The 22,642-nt window shown below is 58.3% G+C and carries 21 protein-coding genes; 12 read left to right on the top strand and 9 right to left on the bottom strand.

The features are described 5' to 3' along the window. Positions 1–18: 18 nt before the first annotated feature. From ACX8ZY_RS15815 to uraH, 4 genes are read left to right on the top strand one after another with little or no spacing between them, the layout of a single operon-like run. Positions 19–1,254, top strand: a complete 1,236-nt coding sequence (locus ACX8ZY_RS15815; RefSeq protein ID WP_010671148.1) for a pyridoxal-phosphate-dependent aminotransferase family protein — start codon at positions 19–21, stop codon at positions 1,252–1,254. Next, positions 1,251–2,504: an allantoate amidohydrolase gene (hpxK, locus tag ACX8ZY_RS15810; RefSeq protein ID WP_167432743.1), complete on the top strand. Its 1,254-nt coding sequence runs from the start codon at positions 1,251–1,253 to the stop codon at positions 2,502–2,504. Before ACX8ZY_RS15815 ends, hpxK begins: the two co-directional genes overlap by 4 nt. Before the next feature lie 2 nt (positions 2,505–2,506). Beyond that, a complete protein-coding gene (uraD, locus tag ACX8ZY_RS15805) occupies positions 2,507–3,001 on the top strand; it encodes a 2-oxo-4-hydroxy-4-carboxy-5-ureidoimidazoline decarboxylase (protein WP_167432742.1) in 495 nt (164 codons plus the stop codon). Then, entirely contained in the window at positions 2,998–3,333 is a 336-nt protein-coding gene (gene uraH / locus ACX8ZY_RS15800) for a hydroxyisourate hydrolase (RefSeq protein WP_010671151.1), read from the top strand. Before uraD ends, uraH begins: the two co-directional genes overlap by 4 nt. 27 nt (positions 3,334–3,360) lie before the next feature. Here uraH and ACX8ZY_RS15795 read toward each other — a convergent pair whose 3' ends face one another. Both ACX8ZY_RS15795 and ACX8ZY_RS15790 read right to left on the bottom strand, forming a co-directional pair. Next, positions 3,361–4,128, bottom strand: coding sequence for an amidohydrolase (locus tag ACX8ZY_RS15795; RefSeq protein WP_159227321.1), 768 nt, complete (start codon positions 4,126–4,128; stop codon positions 3,361–3,363). Continuing rightward, the gene (locus ACX8ZY_RS15790; RefSeq protein ID WP_061704297.1) at positions 4,116–5,276 is read right to left on the bottom strand and encodes a pyridoxal phosphate-dependent aminotransferase; all 1,161 of its coding nucleotides are present in this window, start codon (positions 5,274–5,276) and stop codon (positions 4,116–4,118) included. Before ACX8ZY_RS15790 ends, ACX8ZY_RS15795 begins: the two co-directional genes overlap by 13 nt. 476 nt (positions 5,277–5,752) lie before the next feature. On the opposite strand from ACX8ZY_RS15790, the gene ACX8ZY_RS15785 reads away from it, so the two are divergent. From ACX8ZY_RS15785 to ACX8ZY_RS15775, 3 genes are read left to right on the top strand one after another with little or no spacing between them, the layout of a single operon-like run. Continuing rightward, the gene (locus tag ACX8ZY_RS15785) at positions 5,753–6,367 is read left to right on the top strand and encodes a methylthioribulose 1-phosphate dehydratase (protein ID WP_010255165.1); all 615 of its coding nucleotides are present in this window, start codon (positions 5,753–5,755) and stop codon (positions 6,365–6,367) included. Next, on the top strand, positions 6,364–7,047 hold the full coding sequence (mtnC, locus tag ACX8ZY_RS15780; RefSeq protein ID WP_158131977.1) for an acireductone synthase: 684 nt from the start codon (positions 6,364–6,366) through the stop codon (positions 7,045–7,047). The genes ACX8ZY_RS15785 and mtnC overlap by 4 nt, the downstream gene beginning before the upstream one ends. 1 nt (position 7,048) lies before the next feature. Then, a complete protein-coding gene (locus tag ACX8ZY_RS15775) occupies positions 7,049–7,591 on the top strand; it encodes a 1,2-dihydroxy-3-keto-5-methylthiopentene dioxygenase (protein WP_033756693.1) in 543 nt (180 codons plus the stop codon). 56 nt (positions 7,592–7,647) lie between these two features. Here the strand turns inward: ACX8ZY_RS15775 and mtnA are convergent, their stop codons facing one another. Then, the gene (mtnA, locus tag ACX8ZY_RS15770) at positions 7,648–8,670 is read right to left on the bottom strand and encodes an S-methyl-5-thioribose-1-phosphate isomerase (RefSeq protein ID WP_425021237.1); all 1,023 of its coding nucleotides are present in this window, start codon (positions 8,668–8,670) and stop codon (positions 7,648–7,650) included. Positions 8,671–8,792: 122 nt separating this feature from the next. On the opposite strand from mtnA, the gene mtnK reads away from it, so the two are divergent. Continuing rightward, positions 8,793–9,992, top strand: a complete 1,200-nt coding sequence (gene mtnK, locus ACX8ZY_RS15765; protein WP_033756697.1) for an S-methyl-5-thioribose kinase — start codon at positions 8,793–8,795, stop codon at positions 9,990–9,992. 461 nt (positions 9,993–10,453) lie between these two features. On the opposite strand, the gene fadE is transcribed toward mtnK, so the two are convergent. Continuing rightward, on the bottom strand, positions 10,454–12,904 hold the full coding sequence (gene fadE / locus ACX8ZY_RS15760; RefSeq protein WP_010255176.1) for an acyl-CoA dehydrogenase FadE: 2,451 nt from the start codon (positions 12,902–12,904) through the stop codon (positions 10,454–10,456). Positions 12,905–13,157: 253 nt separating this feature from the next. Here fadE and lpcA point away from each other — a divergent pair, with 253 nt between their 5' ends. Further along, complete coding sequence (gene lpcA, locus ACX8ZY_RS15755) at positions 13,158–13,736, top strand: D-sedoheptulose 7-phosphate isomerase (RefSeq protein ID WP_010255178.1); 579 nt, start codon at positions 13,158–13,160, stop codon at positions 13,734–13,736. A 51-nt stretch (positions 13,737–13,787) separates the two neighbouring features. Beyond that, complete coding sequence (locus ACX8ZY_RS15750) at positions 13,788–14,555, top strand: class II glutamine amidotransferase (RefSeq protein WP_010255181.1); 768 nt, start codon at positions 13,788–13,790, stop codon at positions 14,553–14,555. Here the strand turns inward: ACX8ZY_RS15750 and dpaA are convergent. After that, positions 14,526–15,269, bottom strand: coding sequence for a peptidoglycan meso-diaminopimelic acid protein amidase (gene dpaA / locus ACX8ZY_RS15745; RefSeq protein WP_010255183.1), 744 nt, complete (start codon positions 15,267–15,269; stop codon positions 14,526–14,528). The genes ACX8ZY_RS15750 and dpaA overlap by 30 nt on opposite strands. Before the next feature lie 244 nt (positions 15,270–15,513). Between dpaA and dinB the strand changes: the two genes are divergently transcribed. Next, positions 15,514–16,569: a DNA polymerase IV gene (gene dinB, locus ACX8ZY_RS15740; RefSeq protein ID WP_031590388.1), complete on the top strand. Its 1,056-nt coding sequence runs from the start codon at positions 15,514–15,516 to the stop codon at positions 16,567–16,569. A gap of 36 nt (positions 16,570–16,605) precedes the next feature. Here the strand turns inward: dinB and ACX8ZY_RS15735 are convergent, their stop codons facing one another. The 4 genes from ACX8ZY_RS15735 to pepD form a co-directional block, all read right to left on the bottom strand. Next, positions 16,606–17,673, bottom strand: a complete 1,068-nt coding sequence (locus ACX8ZY_RS15735) for a sugar ABC transporter substrate-binding protein (RefSeq protein WP_010255186.1) — start codon at positions 17,671–17,673, stop codon at positions 16,606–16,608. A gap of 25 nt (positions 17,674–17,698) precedes the next feature. After that, positions 17,699–18,700: an ABC transporter permease gene (locus ACX8ZY_RS15730; protein ID WP_158131974.1), complete on the bottom strand. Its 1,002-nt coding sequence runs from the start codon at positions 18,698–18,700 to the stop codon at positions 17,699–17,701. Next, complete coding sequence (locus tag ACX8ZY_RS15725) at positions 18,697–20,202, bottom strand: sugar ABC transporter ATP-binding protein (RefSeq protein ID WP_031292786.1); 1,506 nt, start codon at positions 20,200–20,202, stop codon at positions 18,697–18,699. The genes ACX8ZY_RS15730 and ACX8ZY_RS15725 overlap by 4 nt, the downstream gene beginning before the upstream one ends. A gap of 260 nt (positions 20,203–20,462) precedes the next feature. After that, positions 20,463–21,920 (bottom strand): beta-Ala-His dipeptidase, encoded by a 1,458-nt coding sequence (gene pepD, locus ACX8ZY_RS15720; protein WP_158131972.1) that lies wholly within the window; start codon positions 21,918–21,920, stop codon positions 20,463–20,465. A gap of 254 nt (positions 21,921–22,174) precedes the next feature. Between pepD and gpt the strand changes: the two genes are divergently transcribed. Next, complete coding sequence (gpt, locus tag ACX8ZY_RS15715) at positions 22,175–22,633, top strand: xanthine phosphoribosyltransferase (protein WP_009091894.1); 459 nt, start codon at positions 22,175–22,177, stop codon at positions 22,631–22,633. Positions 22,634–22,642: the final 9 nt, after the last annotated feature.

Here is a 22,642-nt window from a genome sequence, read left to right as displayed (position 1 = left end):
CTGAAAAAGGAAATTACGATGGATATCAATCACTACCCGCAACTTAACCCGCCACAGCGTCTGCTAATGGGGCCAGGACCGATCAATGCCGATCCACGTGTGCTGCGCGCCATGTCGAGTCAGCTGCTGGGGCAGTACGATCCCGCGATGACCCACTACATGAATGAAGTGATGGCGCTCTATCGCGGCGTGTTTCGCACAGAGAACCGCTGGACGCTGCTGATTGACGGCACCTCCCGCGCCGGTATCGAATCGATTCTGCTGTCATCGATCCGGCCTGGCGACAAAGTGCTGGTACCGGTGTTTGGCCGCTTTGGTCATCTGCTGTGCGAAATTGCCCGCCGCTGTCGTGCGGAAGTGCACACCATTGAAGTGCCGTGGGGCGAAGTCTTTACTCCCGACCAGATCGAAGATGCGATCAAAAAAGTGCGGCCGCGCCTGCTGCTGACCGTGCAGGGCGACACCTCAACCACCATGCTGCAGCCGCTTGAGCAGCTGGGTGCGATCTGCAAACAGTATGGCGTACTGTTCTACACCGATGCCACCGCGTCGCTGGCGGGTAACGCGCTGGAAACGGACGCCTGGGGACTTGATGCCGTATCCGCGGGGATGCAGAAATGCCTGGGCGGTCCATCGGGTACCTCGCCGATCACGCTGAGCGCAGAGATGGAGGCGGTGATCCGCAAACGCAAATGCGTAGAGCAGGGGATCCGCACCGAGGCGCATCAGGATGGCGAAGAGGAGATGATCTACTCCAACTATTTTGATCTCGGCATGATCATGGATTACTGGGGGCCGGAGCGGCTCAACCACCATACCGAAGCGACCAGTGCGCTGTTTGGCGCGCGCGAGTGCGCCCGTCTGATCCTGCAGGAGGGGCTGGACAACGGCATCGCCCGCCACAAGCTGCACGGTGAAGCATTGCTGAAAGGCATTCAGGGGATGGGGCTGGAGACCTTCGGCGACCTGAAACACAAAATGAACAACGTGCTGGGCGTGATGATCCCGTCCGGCGTAAACGGCGATCAGGTGCGCAAACTGATGCTGGAAGATTTCGGCATTGAGATTGGCACCTCGTTTGGCCCGCTGCATGGCAAGGTGTGGCGCATCGGCACCATGGGTTATAACGCGCGCAAAGATTGCGTGATGCAGACTCTCTCCGCGCTGGAAACGGTGCTGACCTATGTCGGCTATCGCACGCCGCAGGGTGCCGCGGCGCAGGCCGCCTGGGATCACTACGGGAGCCACGCATGATGATGAGCGCCAGCGAAGCCCAGGCCGCTGCACAGCGCGTTATGGCGCGCTGCGACGCGCTGGCGGCGATCAGCGAAACGGCCGAGGGGCTGACCCGCGTCTACCTCTCACCCGAACATCTGCGCGCCAACGCCTGTGTCGGTGAGTGGATGCAGGCGGCGGGGATGCAGGTGTGGCAGGATGAAGTCGGCAATATCTGTGGGCGCTACGAGGCGGCAGAAGCGGGTGCACCCGCGTTACTGCTTGGCTCGCATCTCGACACGGTGCGCAACGCCGGTCGCTACGACGGCATGCTGGGCGTGCTCAGCGCGATTGAAACCGTACAGTGGCTTAACGTACATCAGCGCCGCTTACCGCTGGCGATTGAAGTCATTGGCTTTGGTGACGAAGAGGGCACCCGTTTTGGCATTACGCTGCTCGGCAGTCGTGGCATTACCGGCAGCTGGCCGCAAAGCTGGGTGACGCATCCTGACGGCAACGGCATTACCGTGGCGCAGGCGATGGCGGATGTCGGGCTCGACAGCGACAGGATCGCATCTGCGGCGCGGCGGGTTGAGGATATCGTCGGTTATCTTGAGCTGCACATCGAGCAGGGCCCCTGCCTGGAGCAGGAGGATCTGGCGCTCGGTGTGGTCACGGCCATCAACGGTGCGCGCCGCCTCAACTGCCGTTTCACCGGTGAAGCGGGCCATGCGGGCACGGTGCCGATGACCCACCGCAAAGATGCGCTGGCTGCTGCTGCCGAGTGGATGGTGTTTATTGAGCAGACCACCCGTGAGCAGGATCCGCAACTGGTGGCTACCGTCGGTACGATTAACTGCGCGCCGGGAGCGGTCAATGTAATCCCTGGCGAGGTATCGCTGTCGCTGGACGTGCGCGGTCCGCTGGATAACCCACTGGAGACACTGCTCTCCAGTCTGTTAACCCAGGCGGAGGCGATTGCGCTGCGGCGTGGACTCCGCTTTGAGTCGAACGAATATTATCGCATCGGTGCCACCGCCTGTGACTCCGCGCTGCAGCAGGCGCTGAGTCATGCGGTGGAAACGGTGCAGGGTCGCAGCCTGTCACTGCCGAGCGGTGCCGGGCACGACGCCATCGCTATCGCTGAACGCTGGCCGGTCGGCATGCTATTTGTGCGTAACCATCGCGGTATCAGCCACCATCCGGCGGAGTCTGTCGCGGTGGCTGATGTGGCGCCCGCGCTGCAGGCTTATTTACAGGCGGTCTCGCTGATTGCTGAACGGAGCTGAACATGGAATTAGCCGCATTTAATCAGCTGACAGCTGATGAGGCGCAGGCGGCCATCCGGCATTGTGTCGCTATCCCGCACTGGCAGCAGTCGCTGGTGGCAGCGCGGCCTTTTGACACCCTGGATGCGCTACGGGAAACCGCCGATGCGCTGGCCCGCCAGTGGCAGCAGCCTGAGCTGGAGGCCGCACTGTCGGCGCATCCCCGCATTGGCGAACGCGCGAACCGCACGGATAAAGAAGCGGCACTTTCACGCGGAGAGCAGTCCGCCATGCAGCAGGCCGACAGCGCTTTGCAGCAGGCGATGCAGCAGGGGAATCAGGCGTATGAAGCCCGTTTTGGACGGGTGTTTCTGATTCGCGCCAAAGGGCGCAGCGGCGAGCAGATGCTGGCAGAGTTGCAGCGTCGGTTGCAGAATAGCGATCCTGCCGAGCAGCAGGAGGCGCTGGATCAGCTGCGTGAAATTACCCTGTTACGCCTGAAGGAGACGATTCAATGAGTACTGTTACCACCCATATTCTGGACACGGCGCTGGGCAAACCGGCCAGCGGTGTAGCGATTTCACTTGAGCAGAACAGCCCGGAAGGGTGGTTTCCGATTTCACAGGGTGAAACCGACAGCGATGGGCGTCTGAAAGATCTCACGCCCGAGCCGCTGACGCCGGGCCACTACCGTTTAACGGCAGAAATCGGCGACTATTTTGCCGCCGCCGGTCGGGATGCACTCTACGTCAGCGCGCAGATCGATTTTATGATTGCCGAAGCGGGCAGCCATTTTCATCTGCCGTTTCTGATTTCGCCCTGGTCGTGGTCAACCTATCGCGGCAGTTAATGGGCGGTCTGACTTCCCGCCCGCCATTCACAGCGAAAAGCGATCCGCATCCTGCCAGGCCGGGAAGCGCTCGCGATAAGCATTCAGTGCGTTCAGCGACAGCTCTGCGTCCAGCCTGGCGCGCTGGTGCGGCTCAGCCGCGCTGAGGATCTCGCCCTGCGGTGAAATAATCTGGCTGTCGCCGCTGTATTCATGCTGATTGCCGTCACTGCCGACGCGGTTACAGCCTGCTACATAAGCCTGATTTTCAATTGCCCGCGCCAGCAGCAGTGCCTGCCAGTGCAGTGCACGCGGTGCAGGCCAATTGGCGACATAGAGCGCCAGATCGTAATCGTTGCGGTTGCGCGAGAAGACCGGGAAACGCAGGTCGTAACAGATTTGCGGCAGGATGCGCCAGCCGCGCCACTCAAACACCTGACGCTGTTCGCCAGGCAGATAGTGGTGATGCTCGTCCGCCATGCGGAACAGGTGGCGCTTGTCATACTGATGCAGCGTGCCGTCCGGCTCCACCAGCAGAAAGCGGTTTACCGCGCCGTGTTCGGTCTGAATCGCCGCGCTACCGCCGACCAGGGCATCGTTGCGACGGGCATGCTGATGCAGCCACTCCACCACCTGCGCCTGAGGCAGCGAGCTTTTCGCCGCTTCCATTGCAAAGCCGGTGGTAAACATCTCTGGCAGTAAAATCAGATCGCGCCCGGTGAGTCCATCCAGTTGCTCGTCAAAATGGCGCAGGTTGGCCTCGCCATCCATCCAGCTCAGCGTCTCCTGCAGTAACGTGATTTTTAAAGCTGACATAAGCGCTCCGCGGCGGCATCTAATGTCGCCGGCTGTTTGGCAAAACAGAGGCGGATCAGTTTATGAGGAAAGGCATCGGCGCAGAACACCGACAGAGGAATCGCGGCAACGCCCACTTCGCGGGTCAGCCACTGGCAGAAACTGACATCATCCAGATCGGAGATGGCGCTGTAATCGACCAGCAAAAAGTAGGTACCTTCGCAGGGAAGCACCTTAAAGCGGCTGCTGCTTAGCGCCGTTGCCAGCCGATCGCGGCGGTCACGATAAAACGCTGGCAGCTCAAGATAGTGCTCCGGATGCTCACGCAGCATATCGGCAATCGCCAGCTGCGCCGGCGTATTCACCGAGAAGGTCAGATACTGATGCACCTTGCGCAGTTCCGCGCTGATCGCGGCAGGGGCAATGCAGTAGCCCACTTTCCAGCCGGTCATATGGAAGGTCTTACCAAACGACGACACCGCGATAGCGCGCTGGCGCAGTTCGGGATGTGCCAGCACGCTGGCGTGGCCTGCCTGATCGAAGCAGATGTGCTCATAGACTTCGTCGCTCAGTACATAGACCGGTCGCGCAGCAATCGCCTGCCATAGCGCGGTGAAATCCTGCTGCTGCCAGACGGTGGCGGAAGGATTGTGCGGCGTATTCAGGATCACCAGCCGGGTTTTATCACTCAGCAGCGCAGCAAACGCCTGCCAGTCCACCCGGAAAGCGGGCGGCTGCAGCGTAATGCGTTTCATCACGCCGCCCGACAACTCTACTGCAGGCGCATAGCTGTCGTAGCTGGGATCAAAGCAGATCACTTCATCGCCTGGCCGCACCAGCGCGGTAATCGCCGCATAGAGCGCTTCGGTTGCGCCCGCCGTCACCGTAATCTCCGTTTCGACATCAGGACGATAGTCATAAAGCCGCGCGGTTTTCTCTGCTATCGCCTCACGTAACGGCAGCGCACCGGTCATCGGCGCATACTGGTTCGCGCCCTGGCTGACATGATACGCCAGCCGCTGCTGCAGATAGTCCGGGCCGCTAAAATCGGGAAAGCCCTGAGAGAGATTGATAGCGTTATGCTGCTGCGCCAGCGCACTCATCTGGCTGAAAATGGTGGTGCCGAGCAAAGGGAGTTTACTCTCGGGGATCAGGTTGTGCTGCGTCATGATGTCAGGCCTTAAGCGCGAAGATTGATGCGGTGTCACCCGGTGTTTGTGCCACTATAAACAGGATGATAGTATTTGGCAATCAAGACGCTTAGATGGCTAAATGCGTCATACTCCACACCTCAGCTTCGTTAGCTTCGTTTGCTTACCCCGGTCACTGACAAGTGTCAGCTCCCGGGGATGCGCGCACTTGCTGCCTTGCTGAGATGCGGATCATTTAGCATTTACATGCGTCATGCTCCGGGCGTCAGCGCCGTTGGTTGCACTTACTTACCCCGGTCACTGACGAGTGTCAGCTCCCGGCGATAAGCGTTTGCCGCCTTGCTGAGATGCGGATCATCTGGCAGGACCCGGAGAGTATGGTTCAGCAGTCGGGCACGTTTGCTAACTGTTTAAGATTTTCAAACTGTTGTAATTTTATAGCCATTACCGTTATCTGAGCCACCCGAGATCACATTTCACCGCAAGGAACTTTTATGTCGCAGAGTCTTCCATTAGATCAGCTGGTCGCCGCCTGTCACTGGATTGGCGCGAAAGGCTGGGCACCGGCCACCGGCGGAAATATGTCGGTGCGCCGCGATGAACATGTCTGCCTGCTGAGTGAATCGGGCAAAGATAAAGGCACGCTGACGCGGGATGACTTTATCGAGGTCGATATTGCTACCAGCCAGTCGCTCTCTGGCCGTAAGCCGTCGGCAGAAACCGGTCTGCACACGATGATCTATCGACTCTTTCCCGAGGCGGGCGCGGTGCTGCATACCCACACCGTGAATGCGACGGTGCTGTCGAGGGTGGAGCAGGGCGCGGCGCTGCTGCTGCACGGCTATGAGATGCAAAAATCATTGAGCGGCCAGCACACCCATCTGGATACGCTCGCCATTCCTGTGTTCGACAACAGCCAGGACATTGCGGCGCTGGCGTCAGAAATTGAAGATTACGCCGCCCGCTTTCCGCTGCGTTACGGCTTTCTGCTGCGCGGCCACGGCTTAACCTGCTGGGGCCGGGATGTCAGCGAAGCACGCCGTCATCTGGAAGGTCTGGAATTTTTATTTGAATGTGAACGTCAACGTCGCCTGCTGGAGAGAGCATGATTCGCGCCATTGTTACTGATATCGAAGGCACCACCAGCGATATCCGTTTTGTACATAACATCCTGTTTCCCTACGCCCGCCAGCATCTGGCGAGTTTTTTGCGTGAAAATGCGCATCAGCCCGAGGTCGCCGCAGCGCTGCAGTCGGTACGTGAGGAGGCCGGTCAGCCGCAGGCCGACCTGAATGCGGTGACAGAGATTCTGCTGGGGTTTATGGACCAGGATCGCAAATCAACCGGCCTGAAGGCGCTGCAGGGCATGATCTGGCGCGATGGTTATGTTAACGGCAGTTTTACCGGCCATCTCTATCCTGACGTCCTGCCAGCACTAAGCCGCTGGAAGGCACAGGGCATTGAACTGTATGTATATTCCTCCGGCTCGGTTGCGGCGCAGAAATTGTTATTTGGCTACAGCGACGAAGGTGATATTACTGACCTCTTCAGCGGCTATTTTGATACGCACGTGGGTGCCAAACGCGAAGTCGCAGCCTATCGCGCTATCGCCGCTGAAATTGGTCAGCCAGCGGAGCAGCTGCTGTTTCTCTCCGATATTCATCAGGAGCTGGATGCCGCCGCTGAGGCGGGCTGGCAGACGCTGCAACTACTGCGTGGCGATGCAGACGGCGAAAGCCGCCATCGTCAGGTGACGGATTTTTCCCAGATTAACCCGGAGTCAATTTAGGATGAGCGCACTGACTATTTTTACCGACCGCGAAGCCAGCCAGCCGGTGTGGCACAGCACCGACGCGAAAGAGATTCGTGAACGCCTGAGCACCAAAGGCGTCCGTTTTGAGCGCTGGGAAGCCGATCGCGATCTGGGTGAAAATCCGGATCCCGAAACGGTGATCAACGCCTATCAGCATGCGATCGATCGGCTGGTGGCAGAGAAGGGCTATCAGAGCTGGGATGTGATCAGCATGCGCGCCGATAATCCGCAGAAAACCGTGCTGCGCGAGAAGTTCCTCTCTGAACATACACACGGCGAAGATGAGGTGCGTTTCTTTGTTGAGGGGGCCGGACTCTTCTGTCTGCACCTGGATGGCGAGATCCTGCAGATCCTCTGCGAAAAAAACGATCTGATCTCGGTACCAGCGGGAACACCACACTGGTTTGATATGGGATCGTCACCGCACTTCACGGCTATCCGTATTTTCGATAATCAGGAAGGCTGGGTAGCGAACTTTACCGGCGATAAGATTGCGGATGCCTATCCGCGTCTGGCGTAAACCGCCCGTCGTTTTCGCAAGGCGTTTGCCGCTCACGGTAAACGCCTTGCAGACCGTTATTGTGGCTGGAAAATGCCACCCTGAACCTGGTCAGGCGTGACTACCCCGGTGTCCAGTACCCAGCCGCTGATCAGGGTGGCGGGCGTGACATCAAACGCCGGGTTATAGACCTTCGCCGCTTCCGGCGCCCACTGCACGCTGCCAAAACTGCCGGCAACGCCCGTCACTTCACTGGCGGCGCGCTGTTCAATAGGAATCGCTGCGCCGTCCGGACAGCTGCGATCCAGCGTGGTATGCGGGGCCGCCACGTAAAACGGAATCTGATGATAATGGGCCAGCACCGCCAGGCTGTAGGTGCCGATTTTATTCGCCACATCGCCGTTGGCGGCAATGCGGTCAGCGCCTACCCATACGGCATCGACCTCTCCACGGGCCATCAGGCTGGCGGCCATGGAATCGGTAATCAGGATGTAAGGAATCGCCAGCTCACCCAGCTCCCAGGCGGTTAACCGGCCGCCCTGTAACAGTGGACGGGTTTCATCAACCCAGACATTCTTAATCAGCCCCTGCTGATGGGCGCGGGCAATCACGCCAAGGGCGGTGCCCACACCGGCGGTGGCCAGTCCGCCGGTATTACAGTGGGTCAGCAGCTGGCTGCCGGGTTCCACCCGCGTACAACCCGCGTCAGCAATGGCGTCACACAGCTGCTTATCTTCCTGCACCAGCCGCCAGGCTTCTTCTGCCAGCGCGGAGGCAAAGTCCGGCTGCGCCAGCGCCAGTTTCATCCGGTCCAGATTGTTCATCAGATTGACAGCGGTAGGGCGGGCGGCGCGCAGGGTCTCCAGTGCCTGCGTCAGTTCAGCGCGCGTCTGCCCCTGTTCTGCCAGCAACGCCAGCAGCAGCGAGGCGGAAAGGCCGATCAGCGGCGCACCGCGCACCCGCAGCGCATGAATATGTTCAATCAGCTGGGGCACGCTGTGCGCGGGCAGCCAGTTCTTTTGCTGCGGCAGTGCCTGCTGATCCAGAATCCAGAGCTGATTGTCACGAACCTGTAAGCTGGTGGTTTGAAGTGTCTGCATTGTGGGTGAAATCCATGTTGCGTTAATGATACCTATTGTGCCAACATGCTGAACGGATGTATAGACGTCTGAACGGCTTGTTACACCCAGGTTATCCCCCTTCGATTGATGAGGAACAGGCAATGTCGCAATACCGTACCTTTACTGCTGCTGATGCTGTGGAATATGCCCGACAATTTGGCGGCGTGGACAATCCTGCCGCGCTGAGCAGCGCAGAAGAGATTGGTGATGGCAACCTCAACCTGGTGTTTAAAATTTATGACGATCAGGGCAACAGCCGGGTGGTGGTCAAGCAGGCGCTGCCCTATGTGCGCTGTGTGGGTGAGTCGTGGCCGCTGACGCTGGATCGGGCGCGGCTGGAAGCGCAGACCCTGGTCGAACACTACAAATATTGTCCGCAGCACACGGTGAAGATCACCCATTACGATGCGGAGCTGGCGGTGATGGTAATGGAAGATCTCTCCAGTCATCGCATCTGGCGCGGCGAGCTGGTGAAGGGCGCTTACTACCCGGAAGCGGCTCAGCAGTTAGGCGACTATCTGGCACAAACCCTGTTTCATACCTCCGATTTCATCCTGCATCCGCACCAGAAAAAAGCGGAAGTGGCGCGTTTTATTAATCCGGAAATGTGTGAAATCACCGAAGATCTTTTCTTTAACGATCCCTATACCGACCATGAGCGCAATAGCTATCCCGAAGCGCTTGAACCGCTGGTCGCCAGCCTGCGTAATGACGATGCACTGCGCATTGCGGTGGGCGGTCTCAAGCATCGTTTCTTTGCCCACGCTGAAGCGCTGCTGCATGGTGATATTCACAGCGGATCGATTTTCGTTGCTGATGGCAGCCTGAAAGCGATTGATGCGGAATTTGGTTATTTTGGCCCTATCGGTTTTGATGTCGGCACCGCCATCGGCAACCTGCTGATTAACTACTGCGGCGTGCCGGGTCTGCTGCCACCGCGTGAGGCCGCCGATGCACGCGAGCAGCGTCTCAGCGATGTGCACACCCTCTGGACCACCTTTGCCTCGGGCTTTCTGGCACTGGCGGCTGAGAAAACCCGTGATGAGGCGCTGGCTTATCCAGGCTATGCGGAGGCGTTTCTGCGTAAAGTATGGGCCGATACCATCGGTTACTGCGGCACCGAACTGATTCGCCGCACGGTGGGGATGTCACACGTGGCGGATATGAAGCTGATTGCCGATCCGGCGATGCGAACCGACTGCATCCGTAATGCAATTAATCTGGGACGCACGCTGATTCTGGCGGCCGATCATGTAGAAGATGTGGATGCGCTGATTGCCCGCATCCGTCAGGCAGGATAAAAAAGCCGAGGTGATGTTTGATGCCAGTCAGTTAAGCGACAGGTGATAACGCAGTCTGGTGCCGCTCAGGGACTGGCGGTCCTCGCGCCGCTGCGCGGTTCCTTCACTTCATTCGCCTGCCTGACGGACCGTCGGGGATGGCACTTCCTGTGCCGCCCCGCCTTTCGCCCGCGTCCTGCGGGCTCTCCTGGCAGACTCATTCTGTTCAGCGCTGCGGATTGCCTGCTCCTGATCGCCACCAGCCTGCCCTGAAGCTTCTGGTGCGTGCTGTTAAAAAGGGCACGAGAGTGGAGGCCAGCGCACCTCTGCTGCTGAAAGGGCTATCCGCAGCGCTGAGGCGTGACGGTGGGCCAGAAGTCCACGCCGGGAAGCGTGGACAGTTCGGGGCCGGCCAGGGAGGGCCGATCCCCGAACGGTTCGGCGTCTGCTCCCTGAGCCGGTGCTGCAGGCTAACGCTAAACCTATGCTGCCTCACTCGCCCGTGACGCAGCCTGAGGGGCTTTCTCTGGCACCGGCACTGCCAGCGCATCCGCCTCAAACTCATCGACGTTAATCGAACGCAGGCGGCTGGCCTCAGCACGCTGCAACACTTCAGCCTCTTTAGCATCAATCCAGCCCTGCTCCAGCGCGCGCTTCGCCAGCGCATCCAGCCGGGTAAAGGAGAGGTGCTGCTTCGTCTGTTTGCACAGCCTGTCATGGATCACTTCTGCCGCCATCACATCCTGCAACGCCTGTTCCAGCTGACCGGCAGGGTTGTGCTCGCTGGGCGTCAGGTACATGCCACGGCCCAGACGGCTGCGGGTAGCTGACGGCTGTTGCAGCAGTTTTGCCAGCTGATGGTCCAGACGGTCAGACGGAGCAGGGCAGTGATGACCGCCTGCAAAAATAGTCATCCGCAATGCGCCCGCGACCAGACGGTTCGGGAAGTTACGCAGCAGGTCGTCCATCGCGACTTCCGCCTGATGTAACGCATCCTGCACGCCCCAGTGCACCAGCGGCAGATCGGCTTCGTTGCGGCCTTCATCGTCATAGCGTTTCAGCGTCGCCGAAGCGAGATAGAGCTGGCTCAGCACATCGCCCAGACGCGCCGAGATACGCTCACGACGTTTCAGGCTGCCGCCCAGCACCGCCATCGACACATCAGAGAGCAACGCCAGGTTGGCACTGATGCGGTTCAGATGCTGATAGTAACGACGGGTGCCATCGCGGGTCGGGGTGGCGCTGGTGCGTCCGGCGGTTAAGCCCAGCCACAGGCTGCGCATGGTGCTGCTGCCGACATGACCGATGTGGCTGAACAGCGCCTGATCAAACGCGTTAACATCGTTGCTGGCTGCCGCCGCCATCTCCTGCAGTACGTAAGGATGGCAGCGAATCGCACCCTGTCCGAAGATAATCATGCTGCGGGTCAGAATATTAGCGCCTTCTACCGTGATGGCGATAGGCGCACCCTGATAGGCGCGGGCCAGGAAGTTGCTGTTACCCAGCATAATGCCTTTACCGCCGGCAATATCCATGGCGTCGATAATGGCGCGCTGACCGCGATGGGTGCAGTGATATTTCACAATCGCCGACAGCACTGCCGGTTTTTCACCCTGCATAATACCGGCGGTAATCAGCGTGGCCGCCGCATCCATCACGTAGGCGTTACCGGCAATGCGCGCCAGCGGCTCTTCAATTCCTTCCATCTTACCGATTGAGACGCGGAACTGACGACGGATATGGGCATAGGCGCCTGTCGCCAGCGCCACACTTTTCAGGCTGCCGGTTGAGTTCGATGGCAGCGTAATGCCGCGACCCACAGACAGACACTCCACCAGCATCCGCCAGCCCTGACCGGCCATTTGTGGGCCGCCGATAATATAGTCAATCGGTACAAAGATATTATTGCCGCGTGTCGGCCCGTTCTGGAACGGCACGTTAAGCGGGAAGTGGCGATGGCCAATCTCCACGCCGGGCGTGTTGGTCGGGATCAGCGCACAGGTAATGCCAGGATTTTCGTTATCGCTGAGCAGATGATCCGGGTCGGAGAGTTTAAATGCCAGCCCCAGCACGGTGGCGATCGGCGCCAGCGTAATATAGCGCTTGTTCCAGGTCAGCCGCATGCCCAGCACCTGCTGACCCTGCCACTCGCCCATGCAGACCACGCCGGTATCGGGGATGGCTCCGGCATCTGAGCCCGCTTCCGGACTGGTCAGCGCAAAGCAGGGGATCTCATCGCCGCGTGCCAGCCGGGGTAAATAGTGATTTTTCTGCTCTTCAGTGCCGTAGTGTTGCAGCAGTTCGCCCGGACCTAATGAGTTAGGCACGCCCACGGTAATCGCCAGAATCCCTGAGACGCCCGACAGTTTTTGCAGCACGCAGGCCTGCGCATAGGCTGAGAAATCGAGTCCGCCATACTCTTTTTTGATAATCATCGCGAAGAAACGATGCTCTTTCAGATAAGCCCACAGTTCCGGCGGCATATCGGCCAGCTCATGGGTGATCTGGAAATCGTTGGCCATGCGGCATGCTTCTTCAACCGGACCATTGAGAAAAGCCTGCTCGTCGGCAGTCAGGCGCGGCTGCGGATAGTTGTGCAGCTTCTGCCAGTCTGGTTTGCCCTGAAACAGATCGCCTTCCCACCAGGTGGTGCCCGCATCGATCGCTTCTTTTTCGGTGCGTGACATCGGCGGCATCACCTGCTGGAAGCGCTGAAACATCGGCTTTGAAAACAGGCTGCGGCGCAGTGACGGCAGGTTGAACGGCAGCAGGATGATCGCCAGCGGCAACAGTAACCATGGCGTCCAGAGGTGAGCAAAAGCCATCGCAGCAGTCCACAACAGCAGAATCGCGCTGCTGAGCCGCAACGACAGGCGGTGATAGAACAGGGCGCCAATCAGCGCCACCGTGGCAAGTATCGAGACAACCATCATAATGAACCGCTCCAAGTAGTAAGAGGTCTGACCTGTTATGTAGAGAGGTTTAGAGCAGTTGGGTTGATTTATCAATTTGTTTACATCGCAATTACAACCTGCCTCACAAAAACCGATTTCTGTCCATTTTTGCATCACCCGCTGCAGCGATAATCGCCGCCACTGCCTGGCCAGCCATGGCATGACGCTTTGCGCTGACCGGCCATTCCGTTAAACTTGCTGCGATTAACCTCTCCTAAAAAAGGACATCCCTATGTACCAGGACATTATCCGCTCTGAGCTTAATGAAGCTGCTGATACGCTGAATAAATTCCTCAGCGACGAGGCCAATATCCATGCGATCCAGCGTGCGGCGGTGCTGCTGGCTGACAGCTTTAAGGCGGGCGGCAAGGTGCTTTCCTGCGGTAACGGCGGTTCACATTGCGATGCGATGCATTTCGCTGAAGAGCTGACCGGTCGCTACCGCGAAAATCGTCCTGGCTATCCGGCGATTGCCATCTCTGATGTCAGCCATCTCTCCTGCGTCAGTAATGACTTTGGTTATGACTATGTCTTTTCACGCTATGTGGAAGCAGTAGGGCGTCCGGGCGATGTGCTGCTGGGCCTCTCAACTTCCGGTAACTCTGCCAATATCATTAAAGCAATTGAAGCTGCCCGTGCGCAGGGGATGAAAGTGATCACCCTGACCGGTAAAGATGGCGGTAAGATGGCAGGCAGTGCCGACATTGAAATCCGGGTGCCACACTTTGGTTATGCCGATCGCATCCAGGAGATCCACATTAAAGTGATCCATATCCTGATGCTGCTGATCGAAAAAGAGATGGTGAAGTAACTGCGCTGGCCTCCCGCCTGACGGGAGGCCGCTTACTCTAAGGCGGTGGCTATGTGCGAATTGCTCGGGATGAGCGCCAATGTTCCCACGGATATCTGTTTCAGCTTTACCGGTCTGGTTCAGCGTGGCGGTGGAACCGGGCCTCACAAAGATGGCTGGGGCATTACCTTCTACGAAGATAAAGGTTGTCGTACGTTTAAAGATCCGCTGCCGAGCTTTAACTCGCCGATCGCGCGTCTGGTGCAGGAGTATCCGATCAAATCGCATTCGGTGGTGGCGCACATCCGCCAGGCGAATCGCGGGCAGGTGTCGCTGGAAAATACCCACCCGTTTACCCGCGAATTGTGGGGCCGTAACTGGACCTATGCGCACAACGGGCAGCTCAGGGGCTATCGGCAGCTGGAGACTGGCACATTCCGGCCGGTGGGCGAAACGGACAGTGAGAAGGCGTTCTGCTGGATCCTGCATCAGCTGGCGACGCGCTATCCGCGCACGCCAGGCAACTGGCCTGCGGTATTTCGTTTTATCGGGGAGCTTGCCGGCACGTTGCGGCAGAAGGGCGTGTTTAACATGCTGCTGTCAGACGGCCGTTATCTGATGGCCTTTTGCTCCACCAATCTTTACTGGATCACCCGCCGCGCACCCTTTGGCCGGGCGCAGTTACTGGATCAGGATGTGGAGGTCGATTTTCAGCAGCACACCACGCCGCATGACGTGGTGACGGTGATTGCTACGCAGCCACTGACGGCCAATGAAACCTGGCAGCGGATTGTGCCAGGTGAATGGGCGTTATTCTGCCTTGGAGAGCGCCAGGAATGAACGTGAAGCGGCTTCGGGACTGGCTAAAACCGGTGCCGGGCTGCTGTTCATCACATATTTACCGCTGGCGACATTAACCATCGGCGGCTGATGATATTTAGCAAAGTAAGCGTATCCCGGCTGCAGCTGCTGCCAGAAACTGGCATAGGTGGAGTAGCGGTGACGCTGCATATTGCTGTCGGTCATGCGGAATGGATAGATGCTGATGCTGATATCCTGCTGGCCGTTACGCAGTGCGGCATTCACATAGGTAAAAATCTCATCCATATAGGCGTTAGTCATGGCATAGCAGCCAATCGACTTACAGTCGCCATGAATCATCAGGTAATTGCCGCTGTAGCCCTGATTACGATCGTACTGATTCGGAAAGCCGATGTTGATCGCGCGATAAAACCGGCTATCCGGCTTCAGCTGATTCAGCTTCACGTTGTAAAAACCTTCCGGGCTTTTGAAATCGCCTTCACGGCGTTTCGGGCCAAGGCCGCCAGAAAAGTTACAGATGCGGTAGGTGTCCAGCAGGCGGTATTCGTTACCGATTTTGCCGTAGAGTTCGAGCGTGCGTTCTTCCTTGAAGATCTGGATATAGACCGGGGTGCCGAGTAACTGCTTCTTTAATTCTTTGCTGACCGGTGCCGTTGAGACGGGTTCGGGTGTCATTGCCATGCTGAGGGCTGGCAGTAAAATCATCGCAAACAGGAGTGCGATTTTGCCCATGCTGTGTGTACCTTGAGGTGAAGAGAACATGACGCAAAATGTGCGTCTCTGTTTGCATTATCGGAACTGTCCGCTACCGCAGCGCAACATTAAACATTGTCTGTTTTTTTAGCAAGACGGCGTCAGCCAAATTCGCGATTTACTGAAGGATATTCGACCAGAAATTTGTAAACTTTAATCGTCAGCGCGACAAATATTGCAGTTACCCCTGCCAACTGTATACTTATCCAGTGCCGGAGGGGGTATGCGTAAAATCATTCATGTCGATATGGACTGCTTCTATGCCGCGGTGGAGATGCGTGATAATCCCCAGCTGCGCGACATCCCGATCGCCATTGGTGGCAGCCGCGAACGTCGCGGCGTGATCAGCACCGCCAACTATCCGGCGCGCAAATTTGGCGTGCGCAGCGCGATGCCAACCGGCATGGCCCTCAAGTTATGCCCGCATCTGCGTCTGCTGCCAGGACGCTTCGACGCCTATAAAGAAGCCTCCGCGCAGATCCGCGACATCTTTACCCGCTATACGCCGCTGATTGAACCGCTCTCCCTTGATGAAGCTTACCTGGATGTCACCGACAGCCCCCACTGTCACGGCTCTGCCACACTGATGGCGCAGGCGATCCGTGCCACCATCTACCGTGAAACCGGGCTTACCGCCTCAGCGGGCATCGCCCCGATTAAATTTCTGGCGAAGATCGCCTCTGACCTGAATAAGCCGGACGGCCAGTTCGTGATTACCCCGCCGGAGATGTCCGGTTTTCTGCTGACTCTGCCGCTGGCGAAGATCCCTGGCGTCGGCAAGGTCTCGGCCAAAAAGCTGGAAGAGATGGGGCTGGTAACCTGTGGCGACGTGCAGAAGGCGGACTTAGCGCTGCTGTTAAAGCGCTTTGGCAAGTTTGGCCGGGTGCTGTGGGAGCGCAGTAATGGCATTGATGACCGCAGCGTGATCGTTGAGCGCGAGCGTAAATCGCTGGGGGTTGAACGGACGCTGGCGGAAGATATCAGCGACTGGGATGCCTGCCTGGAAATTATCGATTTTCTCTACGCCGAACTGGATCGCCGGCTGACGCAGATCCGACCTGACAAGCAGGTGGCGCGTCAGGGCGTCAAACTGAAGTTCAGTGATTTTCAGCAGACGACCCAGGAGCATATCTGGCCGGTGCTGAATAAAGAGGACATGATTGCCATCGCCCGTAAAACCTGGGATGAGCGTCGTGCCGGGCGCGGCGTGCGGCTGGTGGGATTACATGTGACTATGGTGGATCCCCAGCTGGAGCGTCAGCTGCTGCTGGGTCTGTAACCGTCAGCCTCACCGACCGGCAAGGCTGACATCCGATTACTTCTTATATTTCGCCGCCAGGGTCGCAAACCACGGGGCAACGAAATCCTCATTGCTGCCCCAGCCCGGAATGATCTTGTTCAGTGACGCGACGTTCACCGCGCCAGGCTGGCTGTTAAGCTGCTGCTGAGAGATTGATGCCGCTTTAAACTGATAAGTCGCTGGCGTCTCTTCACCGGCAATTTTCTTCGCCACCAGACGCATATTCACCGCGCCAATAGTTTTAGGATCCACCGCTACCGTCTGCACCCACGGGCTGTTTTTCTCGCGCATCAGCTGCAAATCCTGGTTCGAGACATCAATGCTATAGAGCTTGATCTCGGTACGGCCATTCTCCTGCAGCGCTTTGTAAGCGCCCTGGCTGAAGGCATCCCAGGCGCCCCAGATGGCGTCGATTTTGCCTTTCGGGTATTTCGCCAGAATCGCGCCAATTTTATTGGCGGTGTCGCCCTGAACGTCAGTTGAAACCGCACCAATCGACTCAAGCTGATGAATGCCCGGATTCTCTTTCAGCAGTTTTTCATACACCACCTGACGACGTTCCATCGGCGGGAAACCGGCAACCCATAGCTTGACGATGTTCGCCTTGCCGTTGAAATCATGGATGAGCTGGCCCAGCGACAGCTGCGCCAGTGAAGCGTCATCCTGCGCGGTGACGGTGACGCCCGGGATCGGGCTATCCACCGGCGTATCAAACACCGACAGCTTAATGCCTGCATCGGCAATGCGCTTCACCAGTCCGCTGGCGTAGGGCGCTTTACCGTGCGACAGCACGATGCCGTCATATTTCTGGCTGATCGCCTGATTCACGAAATCCTGGAAGCGCGCATCGTCGCCATTGCTGAGGAAGGTGCTGACCTTGAAGCCAAGCTGGCGACCCTGCTGAATGGCACCGGCAACAAACTGGGTGGTGTTGTCATCGGAGCCGAGATTGCGGATCACCGCAATACGGATCGGGCCATCATGACTGGCGATAGCCGCTGGCACCGGCGTGACGGTATCCGCGAAGGCGGCGCTGGCGTTCAGCAGGCTCAGGGCCAGCAGCGAGAGTGTTATTTTTTGCATTGTTATCAACTCCGGTAAACGCGCCTCAGCGGCGCTGGATATAGGTGATCGCCAGTGCTAAAGCCAGCACCAGCCCTTTAATAATGTCCATGGCGTAGTAGGGAACAGAGAGCATCACCAGACCGTTCTGCAGCACGCCGAGGATCACCGCGCCGACCAGCGTGCCCAGCGCATTCGGCTTGCCGGAACCCGCCAGTGAGAAGCCGATCCACGCCGCCGCGACCGCGTCCATCAGGTAGCCGCTACCGGCGTTCACCTGCGAGGAGCCGATACGCGAGGCGAGCAGAATGCCGCCCAGGCCGGCCAGCAGTGAGGCGATCATATAAGCCAGCACCCGATAGCGGGTGGTGCGGATGCCGGAGAGGCGCGCCGCTTCCGGATTGCCGCCCAGCGCATACATCCGGCGACCATGTTTAGTCAGGGAGAGCGCCAGCTGCGCGGCGACGGTGACGACCAGCATGATGATGACGATGGTGGGCACCTGGCCGAGCAGGCCAAACGCCGCCGGAATGGTGCCTTCCGCCATATCACCGCTCGGCAGCACCATGTTCTCGGTGATCGATCCGCCAAAGCTGTAGGTCATCGCCACACCCTGAATCACGAACAGTGTCGCCAGCGTTGCCAGCATGTCGGGGATGCGCAGGATCACAATCAGAAAGGCGTTAAACAGCCCGACCAGGGTGCAGAGCGCCAGGGTGAGCAGAATGGCGGTGGTAGTGCCGAAGCCGTACCAGACAAACAGTGAAATCACCAGTGCATTGGCCAGCGAGGCGGTCGATCCGACCGACAGATCAAAGCCGCCAACGGTCAGCGAGATCGAGACGCCGATAGCAATCACCGTGACAATGGCAATTGAGCGCAGAATATTGATGATGTTGTTGGGTTCAAGGAAGCTGTCGGAGGCGAGACCAAAGGCGGCGATCAGGATCACCACCGTGAGCAACATGCCCCATTTATAGAGAAAGTCGAACAACTGGTGACGCCACGGCGAGGCTGTCAGATTCAGGCTGGTTTCTTTGCTGCTCACGCAGGGGTTCCTCCGGTGGAATAGAGCAAAAGCGTCTCTTCGGTGACGTCGCGTGCAGCCAGTTCGGCCACAATGCGTCCATCCCAGAGCACGCAAATCCGGTCGCATAAACCGACCAGTTCAGAAAACTCTCCCGACGCGTAAATGATGCCTTTCCCCTCGCGCGCCAGGTTATCGATCAGGGTGAAGAGTTCGGTTTTGGCTTTGATATCGACGCCTTTCGTCGGCTCATCGAAAATCAGCACGTCGGCGTTGTTGCGCAGCCATTTGCCTATCGCCACTTTCTGCTGATTGCCGCCGGAGAGACGGCGCAGCGTCTGTGCCGGACCGGTGGTGCGCACCTGCAACTGCTGGATAACCTGCTCCGCCCAGCGCCATGCCTGGCGATGACCAAACAGGCTCCAGCGCGAAAAGCTGTCGTCTGCGCTGACGCTGAGGTTCATTGCCACCGACTCATCAATAAAGATCCCCTCTTTGCGCCGCTCCTCCGGCACCAGCGCCATGCGGCGACTGACGGAGTCATGCGGCGAACGGGGCTGCCACGGCTGGCCATGCAGTTCACCGCGACTGACGCGGCTTTTGCTGGCACCAAACAGCGCCTTACAGAGTTCGGTTTTACCGGCACCGGCCAGGCCTGCAATGCCCAGAATTTCCCCTTTGTGCAATCGTAGCGAGATATCCTGCAGCAGTTGCTCATCATGAAGACCGTCAATCGCCAGCAGCAGCGGCTGAGTCTGCTGCGCACGACGGGCCGGGAAGATATCGGTGAGCTGATGCCCCAGCATCTTCTCCACGATCTGCTCACCGCTCAGTGCCGCCATCGGGCCGGTTTCGATCAACCGGCCATCACGCAGCACCGTCAGCTGGTCACAGATTGCTTTCAGTTCATGGATGCGGTGAGAGATAAACACCACGCCGATGCCGCTGGCCTGCAGGCGACGCACCACAGCAAACAGCCGCTCACTTTCATGCTGATCCAGCGGGGCGGTGGGTTCATCCAGAATCAGAAAGCGGCAGTGGTGTGACAGCGCGCGCGCCAGCAGAATTTGCTGCTTTTCAGCCAGGGTACAGCGCTCCACCAGCCGGTTGACGTCCAGCGCCACGTCGAGCTGAGCCAGCAGCGCCCGCGCCTGACGCCGAACCTCGCCCCAGCGATAGCGGTGGCCAGGCTCTGCCAGCCGATCCAGCAGAATGTTTTCTGCGACGCTGAGCTGCGGCACCAGCGCCACGTCCACTTCCTGCTGAACCAGATGAATACCCAGCCGTTTCGCATCACGCGGCGTACGGATGGAGACCGGCTCACCATCCAGCAGGATCTCGCCGCTGTAGTGGCTGTGCGCACCGGAAAGGATCGCCATCAGCGTTGACTTGCCCGCGCCGTTAGCGCCGGTCAGTGCATGTACTGAATGGCCGTCACTGCGGAAATCCACCGACGATAGCGCGGCAAACCCGCCAAAAGCGATGGAGATGTTACGCATCTCAAGGCAGTTTAACCCTGGCATGTCATTACTCTCCTGAAGAATCACTGGCCGCATTTTTTCCTGAACCTTCAGGCGCGGCAACAGCCGAAAGCGCATAAGCTAGCACGAAATCTTATTAGCCATCCAGACATCTGGACATAATGGCGGCTACAACCAGCGAAGCGCGGGAAAGCGGCGGAATAGCGGGGTAAAGGGCGGAAAAGGCAGCGAATTATGCTGGGGGAAAGTCACAGGCATAAAAAAACCAGGCCGGAGCCTGGTTTACTTTTTTTGTGACAGAATTACTTTTCTGGCACCACATTCAGCAGGGTGGTCAGCAGTTTCCAGTAAAGGCCAACGCTTTCGATGTGAACCTGCTCATCCGGCGAGTGCGGCCCGGTGATGGTCGGCCCAATCGATACCATATCCATCTCCGGATACGGTTTTTTGAACAGACCACACTCCAGACCGGCGTGGATCACCTGAATGTTCGGGGTCTTATCAAACAGCGCGATATAGGTCTGACGGGTCAGCGCCATAATGGCGGAGTCCGCATCAGGCTGCCAGCCTGGGTAGCCGCCTTTCGCTTTGGTCTGTGCACCGGCCAGCTGGCCCAGTGAGGTCAGCATCTGCACCACATAATCGCGGCCGGTGTCGATCAGCGAACGGATCAGGCAGTTGATCTCTGCATGATCGGCTTCCATGGTCACCACACCGATATTCAGTGAGGTTTCTACCACGCCTTTCGCCACGTCGGAGTTGCGGATCACACCGTTTGGCATGCTGTTGAGCAGGTTCAGGAAGCGATCGCGGCTGTCAGCGTTCAGAGCATTACCCTGATGCGCCAGCGGCTCAGTGACCAGTGCGATGTTCGGCTCTTTGATGCCGTGCTCATTTTTGATGGCGCTCAGGAAGTGCGCCGCCGCTGATTTCAGCGCATCCGCTTTGTGGCTCTCGACCGCCACGGTAGCGAAGGCTTCACGCGGGATCGCGTTGCGCAGCGTACCGCCGCTGAAGGCCAGCAGACGCAGATCCAGTTCAGCAGCGTGTGCCGCCAGGAAGCGCGCCAGTAGTTTGTTGGCATTGCCGAGGCCCATATGAATATCGGCACCGGAGTGACCGCCACGCAGGCCTTTCAGCGTCAGCTTCAGGGTCTGGAATTCAGCAGGCACCGCTTCACGGGTCAGTGGCAGGGTGGTGACGAAGTCGATACCGCCCGCGCAGCCCATGTAGATCTCACCTTCTTCTTCGGAGTCGGTGTTGATCAGGATTTCTGCCTGCAGCCAGTTGGGTTGCAGACCGAATGCGCCATCCATACCGGTCTCTTCAGTCATGGTCAGCAGCACTTCCAGCGGGCCATGCGTCAGGCTGTTGTCAGCCAGTACTGCCAGCGCAGAAGCCATACCGATGCCGTTGTCCGCGCCCAGCGTGGTGCCGCGCGCTTTCACCCACTCACCGTCAACCCAGGGCTGAATCGGATCTTTGGTGAAGTCATGAACGGTGTCATTATTTTTCTGCGGCACCATATCCAGATGCGCCTGCAGCGCAACTGGGGTACGGTTTTCCATGCCTGCGGTGGCGGGCTTACGAATCAGGATGTTGCCGACCTGATCGCGCTCACACCAGAAGCCTTGCTCTTTGGCCCAGCCGACGATGTAACTCGCCAGCGCTTCTTCGTGAAAAGAGGGATGGGGAATAGAGCAGATCTTAGCGAAAATATCCCACAGCGGCTGTGGAGAGAGTTGAGACAATTCAGACACGACAGGTCTCCTGTGTCAGTGTACCGGCGAGGCCGGACATCGCGAGTTTCCAGTGAAAAATCGCCGTCAGAGAATCTGACGAGCCAGGCCCGAGAATATCACTGTTTTCTACCGGGTGCGCTCTCAGACGCGCTAAAAAGCCGCAACCAGTGCGCGGGTGCTGGTTTTTAGTGCGTCAACTCCTTATAATCTCGCGCAACCTTTTCCCCGTTGCACATTTTTACGCCACCTCGGTTGGCTGGGATTTCTATTCTATGAGCGAAAAATACGTCGTTACCTGGGACATGCTTCAGATTCATGCCCGTAAACTGGCCCAGCGGCTGCTTCCTGTTGAACAGTGGAAAGGCATTATCGCGGTGAGCCGCGGCGGTCTGGTACCGGCTTCGCTGCTGGCACGTGAACTGGGTATCCGCTACGTCGATACCGTCTGCATCTCCAGCTATGACCACGATCATCAGCGCGAAATGAAAGTTCTGAAGCGCGCAGAAGGCGACGGCGAAGGCTTTATCGTGATCGATGACCTGGTGGATACCGGCGGCACCGCCCAGGCGATTCGCGAGATGTACCCGAAAGCGCGTTTCTGCACCATTTTCGCTAAACCGGCCGGTCGCTCACTGGTTGATGATTATATTGTCGATATTCCGCAGGATACCTGGATCGAGCAGCCGTGGGATATGGGCGTGGTCTACATCCCGCCGATTGTTAAAAGCTGATTGATATGC

The organism is Pantoea sp. XAF26B01_ASV70 (assembly GCF_054512635.1).
Note: the sequence above shows the minus strand (reverse complement) of the source record. Positions and strands in the feature narration are given on the sequence as shown.

Bases quoted from the DNA above. Each gene is read 5' to 3' on its own strand.
- ACX8ZY_RS15815 (WP_010671148.1), top strand. From the start codon at position 19: ATGGATATCAATCACTACCCGCAACTTAACCCGCCACAGCGTCTGCTA.
- hpxK (WP_167432743.1), top strand. From the start codon at position 1,251: ATGATGATGAGCGCCAGCGAAGCCCAGGCCGCTGCACAGCGCGTTATG.
- uraD (WP_167432742.1), top strand. From the start codon at position 2,507: ATGGAATTAGCCGCATTTAATCAGCTGACAGCTGATGAGGCGCAGGCG.
- uraH (WP_010671151.1), top strand. From the start codon at position 2,998: ATGAGTACTGTTACCACCCATATTCTGGACACGGCGCTGGGCAAACCG.
- ACX8ZY_RS15795 (WP_159227321.1), bottom strand. From the start codon at position 4,128: ATGTCAGCTTTAAAAATCACGTTACTGCAGGAGACGCTGAGCTGGATG.
- ACX8ZY_RS15790 (WP_061704297.1), bottom strand. From the start codon at position 5,276: ATGACGCAGCACAACCTGATCCCCGAGAGTAAACTCCCTTTGCTCGGC.
- ACX8ZY_RS15785 (WP_010255165.1), top strand. From the start codon at position 5,753: ATGTCGCAGAGTCTTCCATTAGATCAGCTGGTCGCCGCCTGTCACTGG.
- mtnC (WP_158131977.1), top strand. From the start codon at position 6,364: ATGATTCGCGCCATTGTTACTGATATCGAAGGCACCACCAGCGATATC.
- ACX8ZY_RS15775 (WP_033756693.1), top strand. From the start codon at position 7,049: ATGAGCGCACTGACTATTTTTACCGACCGCGAAGCCAGCCAGCCGGTG.
- mtnA (WP_425021237.1), bottom strand. From the start codon at position 8,670: ATGCAGACACTTCAAACCACCAGCTTACAGGTTCGTGACAATCAGCTC.
- mtnK (WP_033756697.1), top strand. From the start codon at position 8,793: ATGTCGCAATACCGTACCTTTACTGCTGCTGATGCTGTGGAATATGCC.
- fadE (WP_010255176.1), bottom strand. From the start codon at position 12,904: ATGATGGTTGTCTCGATACTTGCCACGGTGGCGCTGATTGGCGCCCTG.
- lpcA (WP_010255178.1), top strand. From the start codon at position 13,158: ATGTACCAGGACATTATCCGCTCTGAGCTTAATGAAGCTGCTGATACG.
- ACX8ZY_RS15750 (WP_010255181.1), top strand. From the start codon at position 13,788: ATGTGCGAATTGCTCGGGATGAGCGCCAATGTTCCCACGGATATCTGT.
- dpaA (WP_010255183.1), bottom strand. From the start codon at position 15,269: ATGGGCAAAATCGCACTCCTGTTTGCGATGATTTTACTGCCAGCCCTC.
- dinB (WP_031590388.1), top strand. From the start codon at position 15,514: ATGCGTAAAATCATTCATGTCGATATGGACTGCTTCTATGCCGCGGTG.
- ACX8ZY_RS15735 (WP_010255186.1), bottom strand. From the start codon at position 17,673: ATGCAAAAAATAACACTCTCGCTGCTGGCCCTGAGCCTGCTGAACGCC.
- ACX8ZY_RS15725 (WP_031292786.1), bottom strand. From the start codon at position 20,202: ATGCCAGGGTTAAACTGCCTTGAGATGCGTAACATCTCCATCGCTTTT.
- gpt (WP_009091894.1), top strand. From the start codon at position 22,175: ATGAGCGAAAAATACGTCGTTACCTGGGACATGCTTCAGATTCATGCC.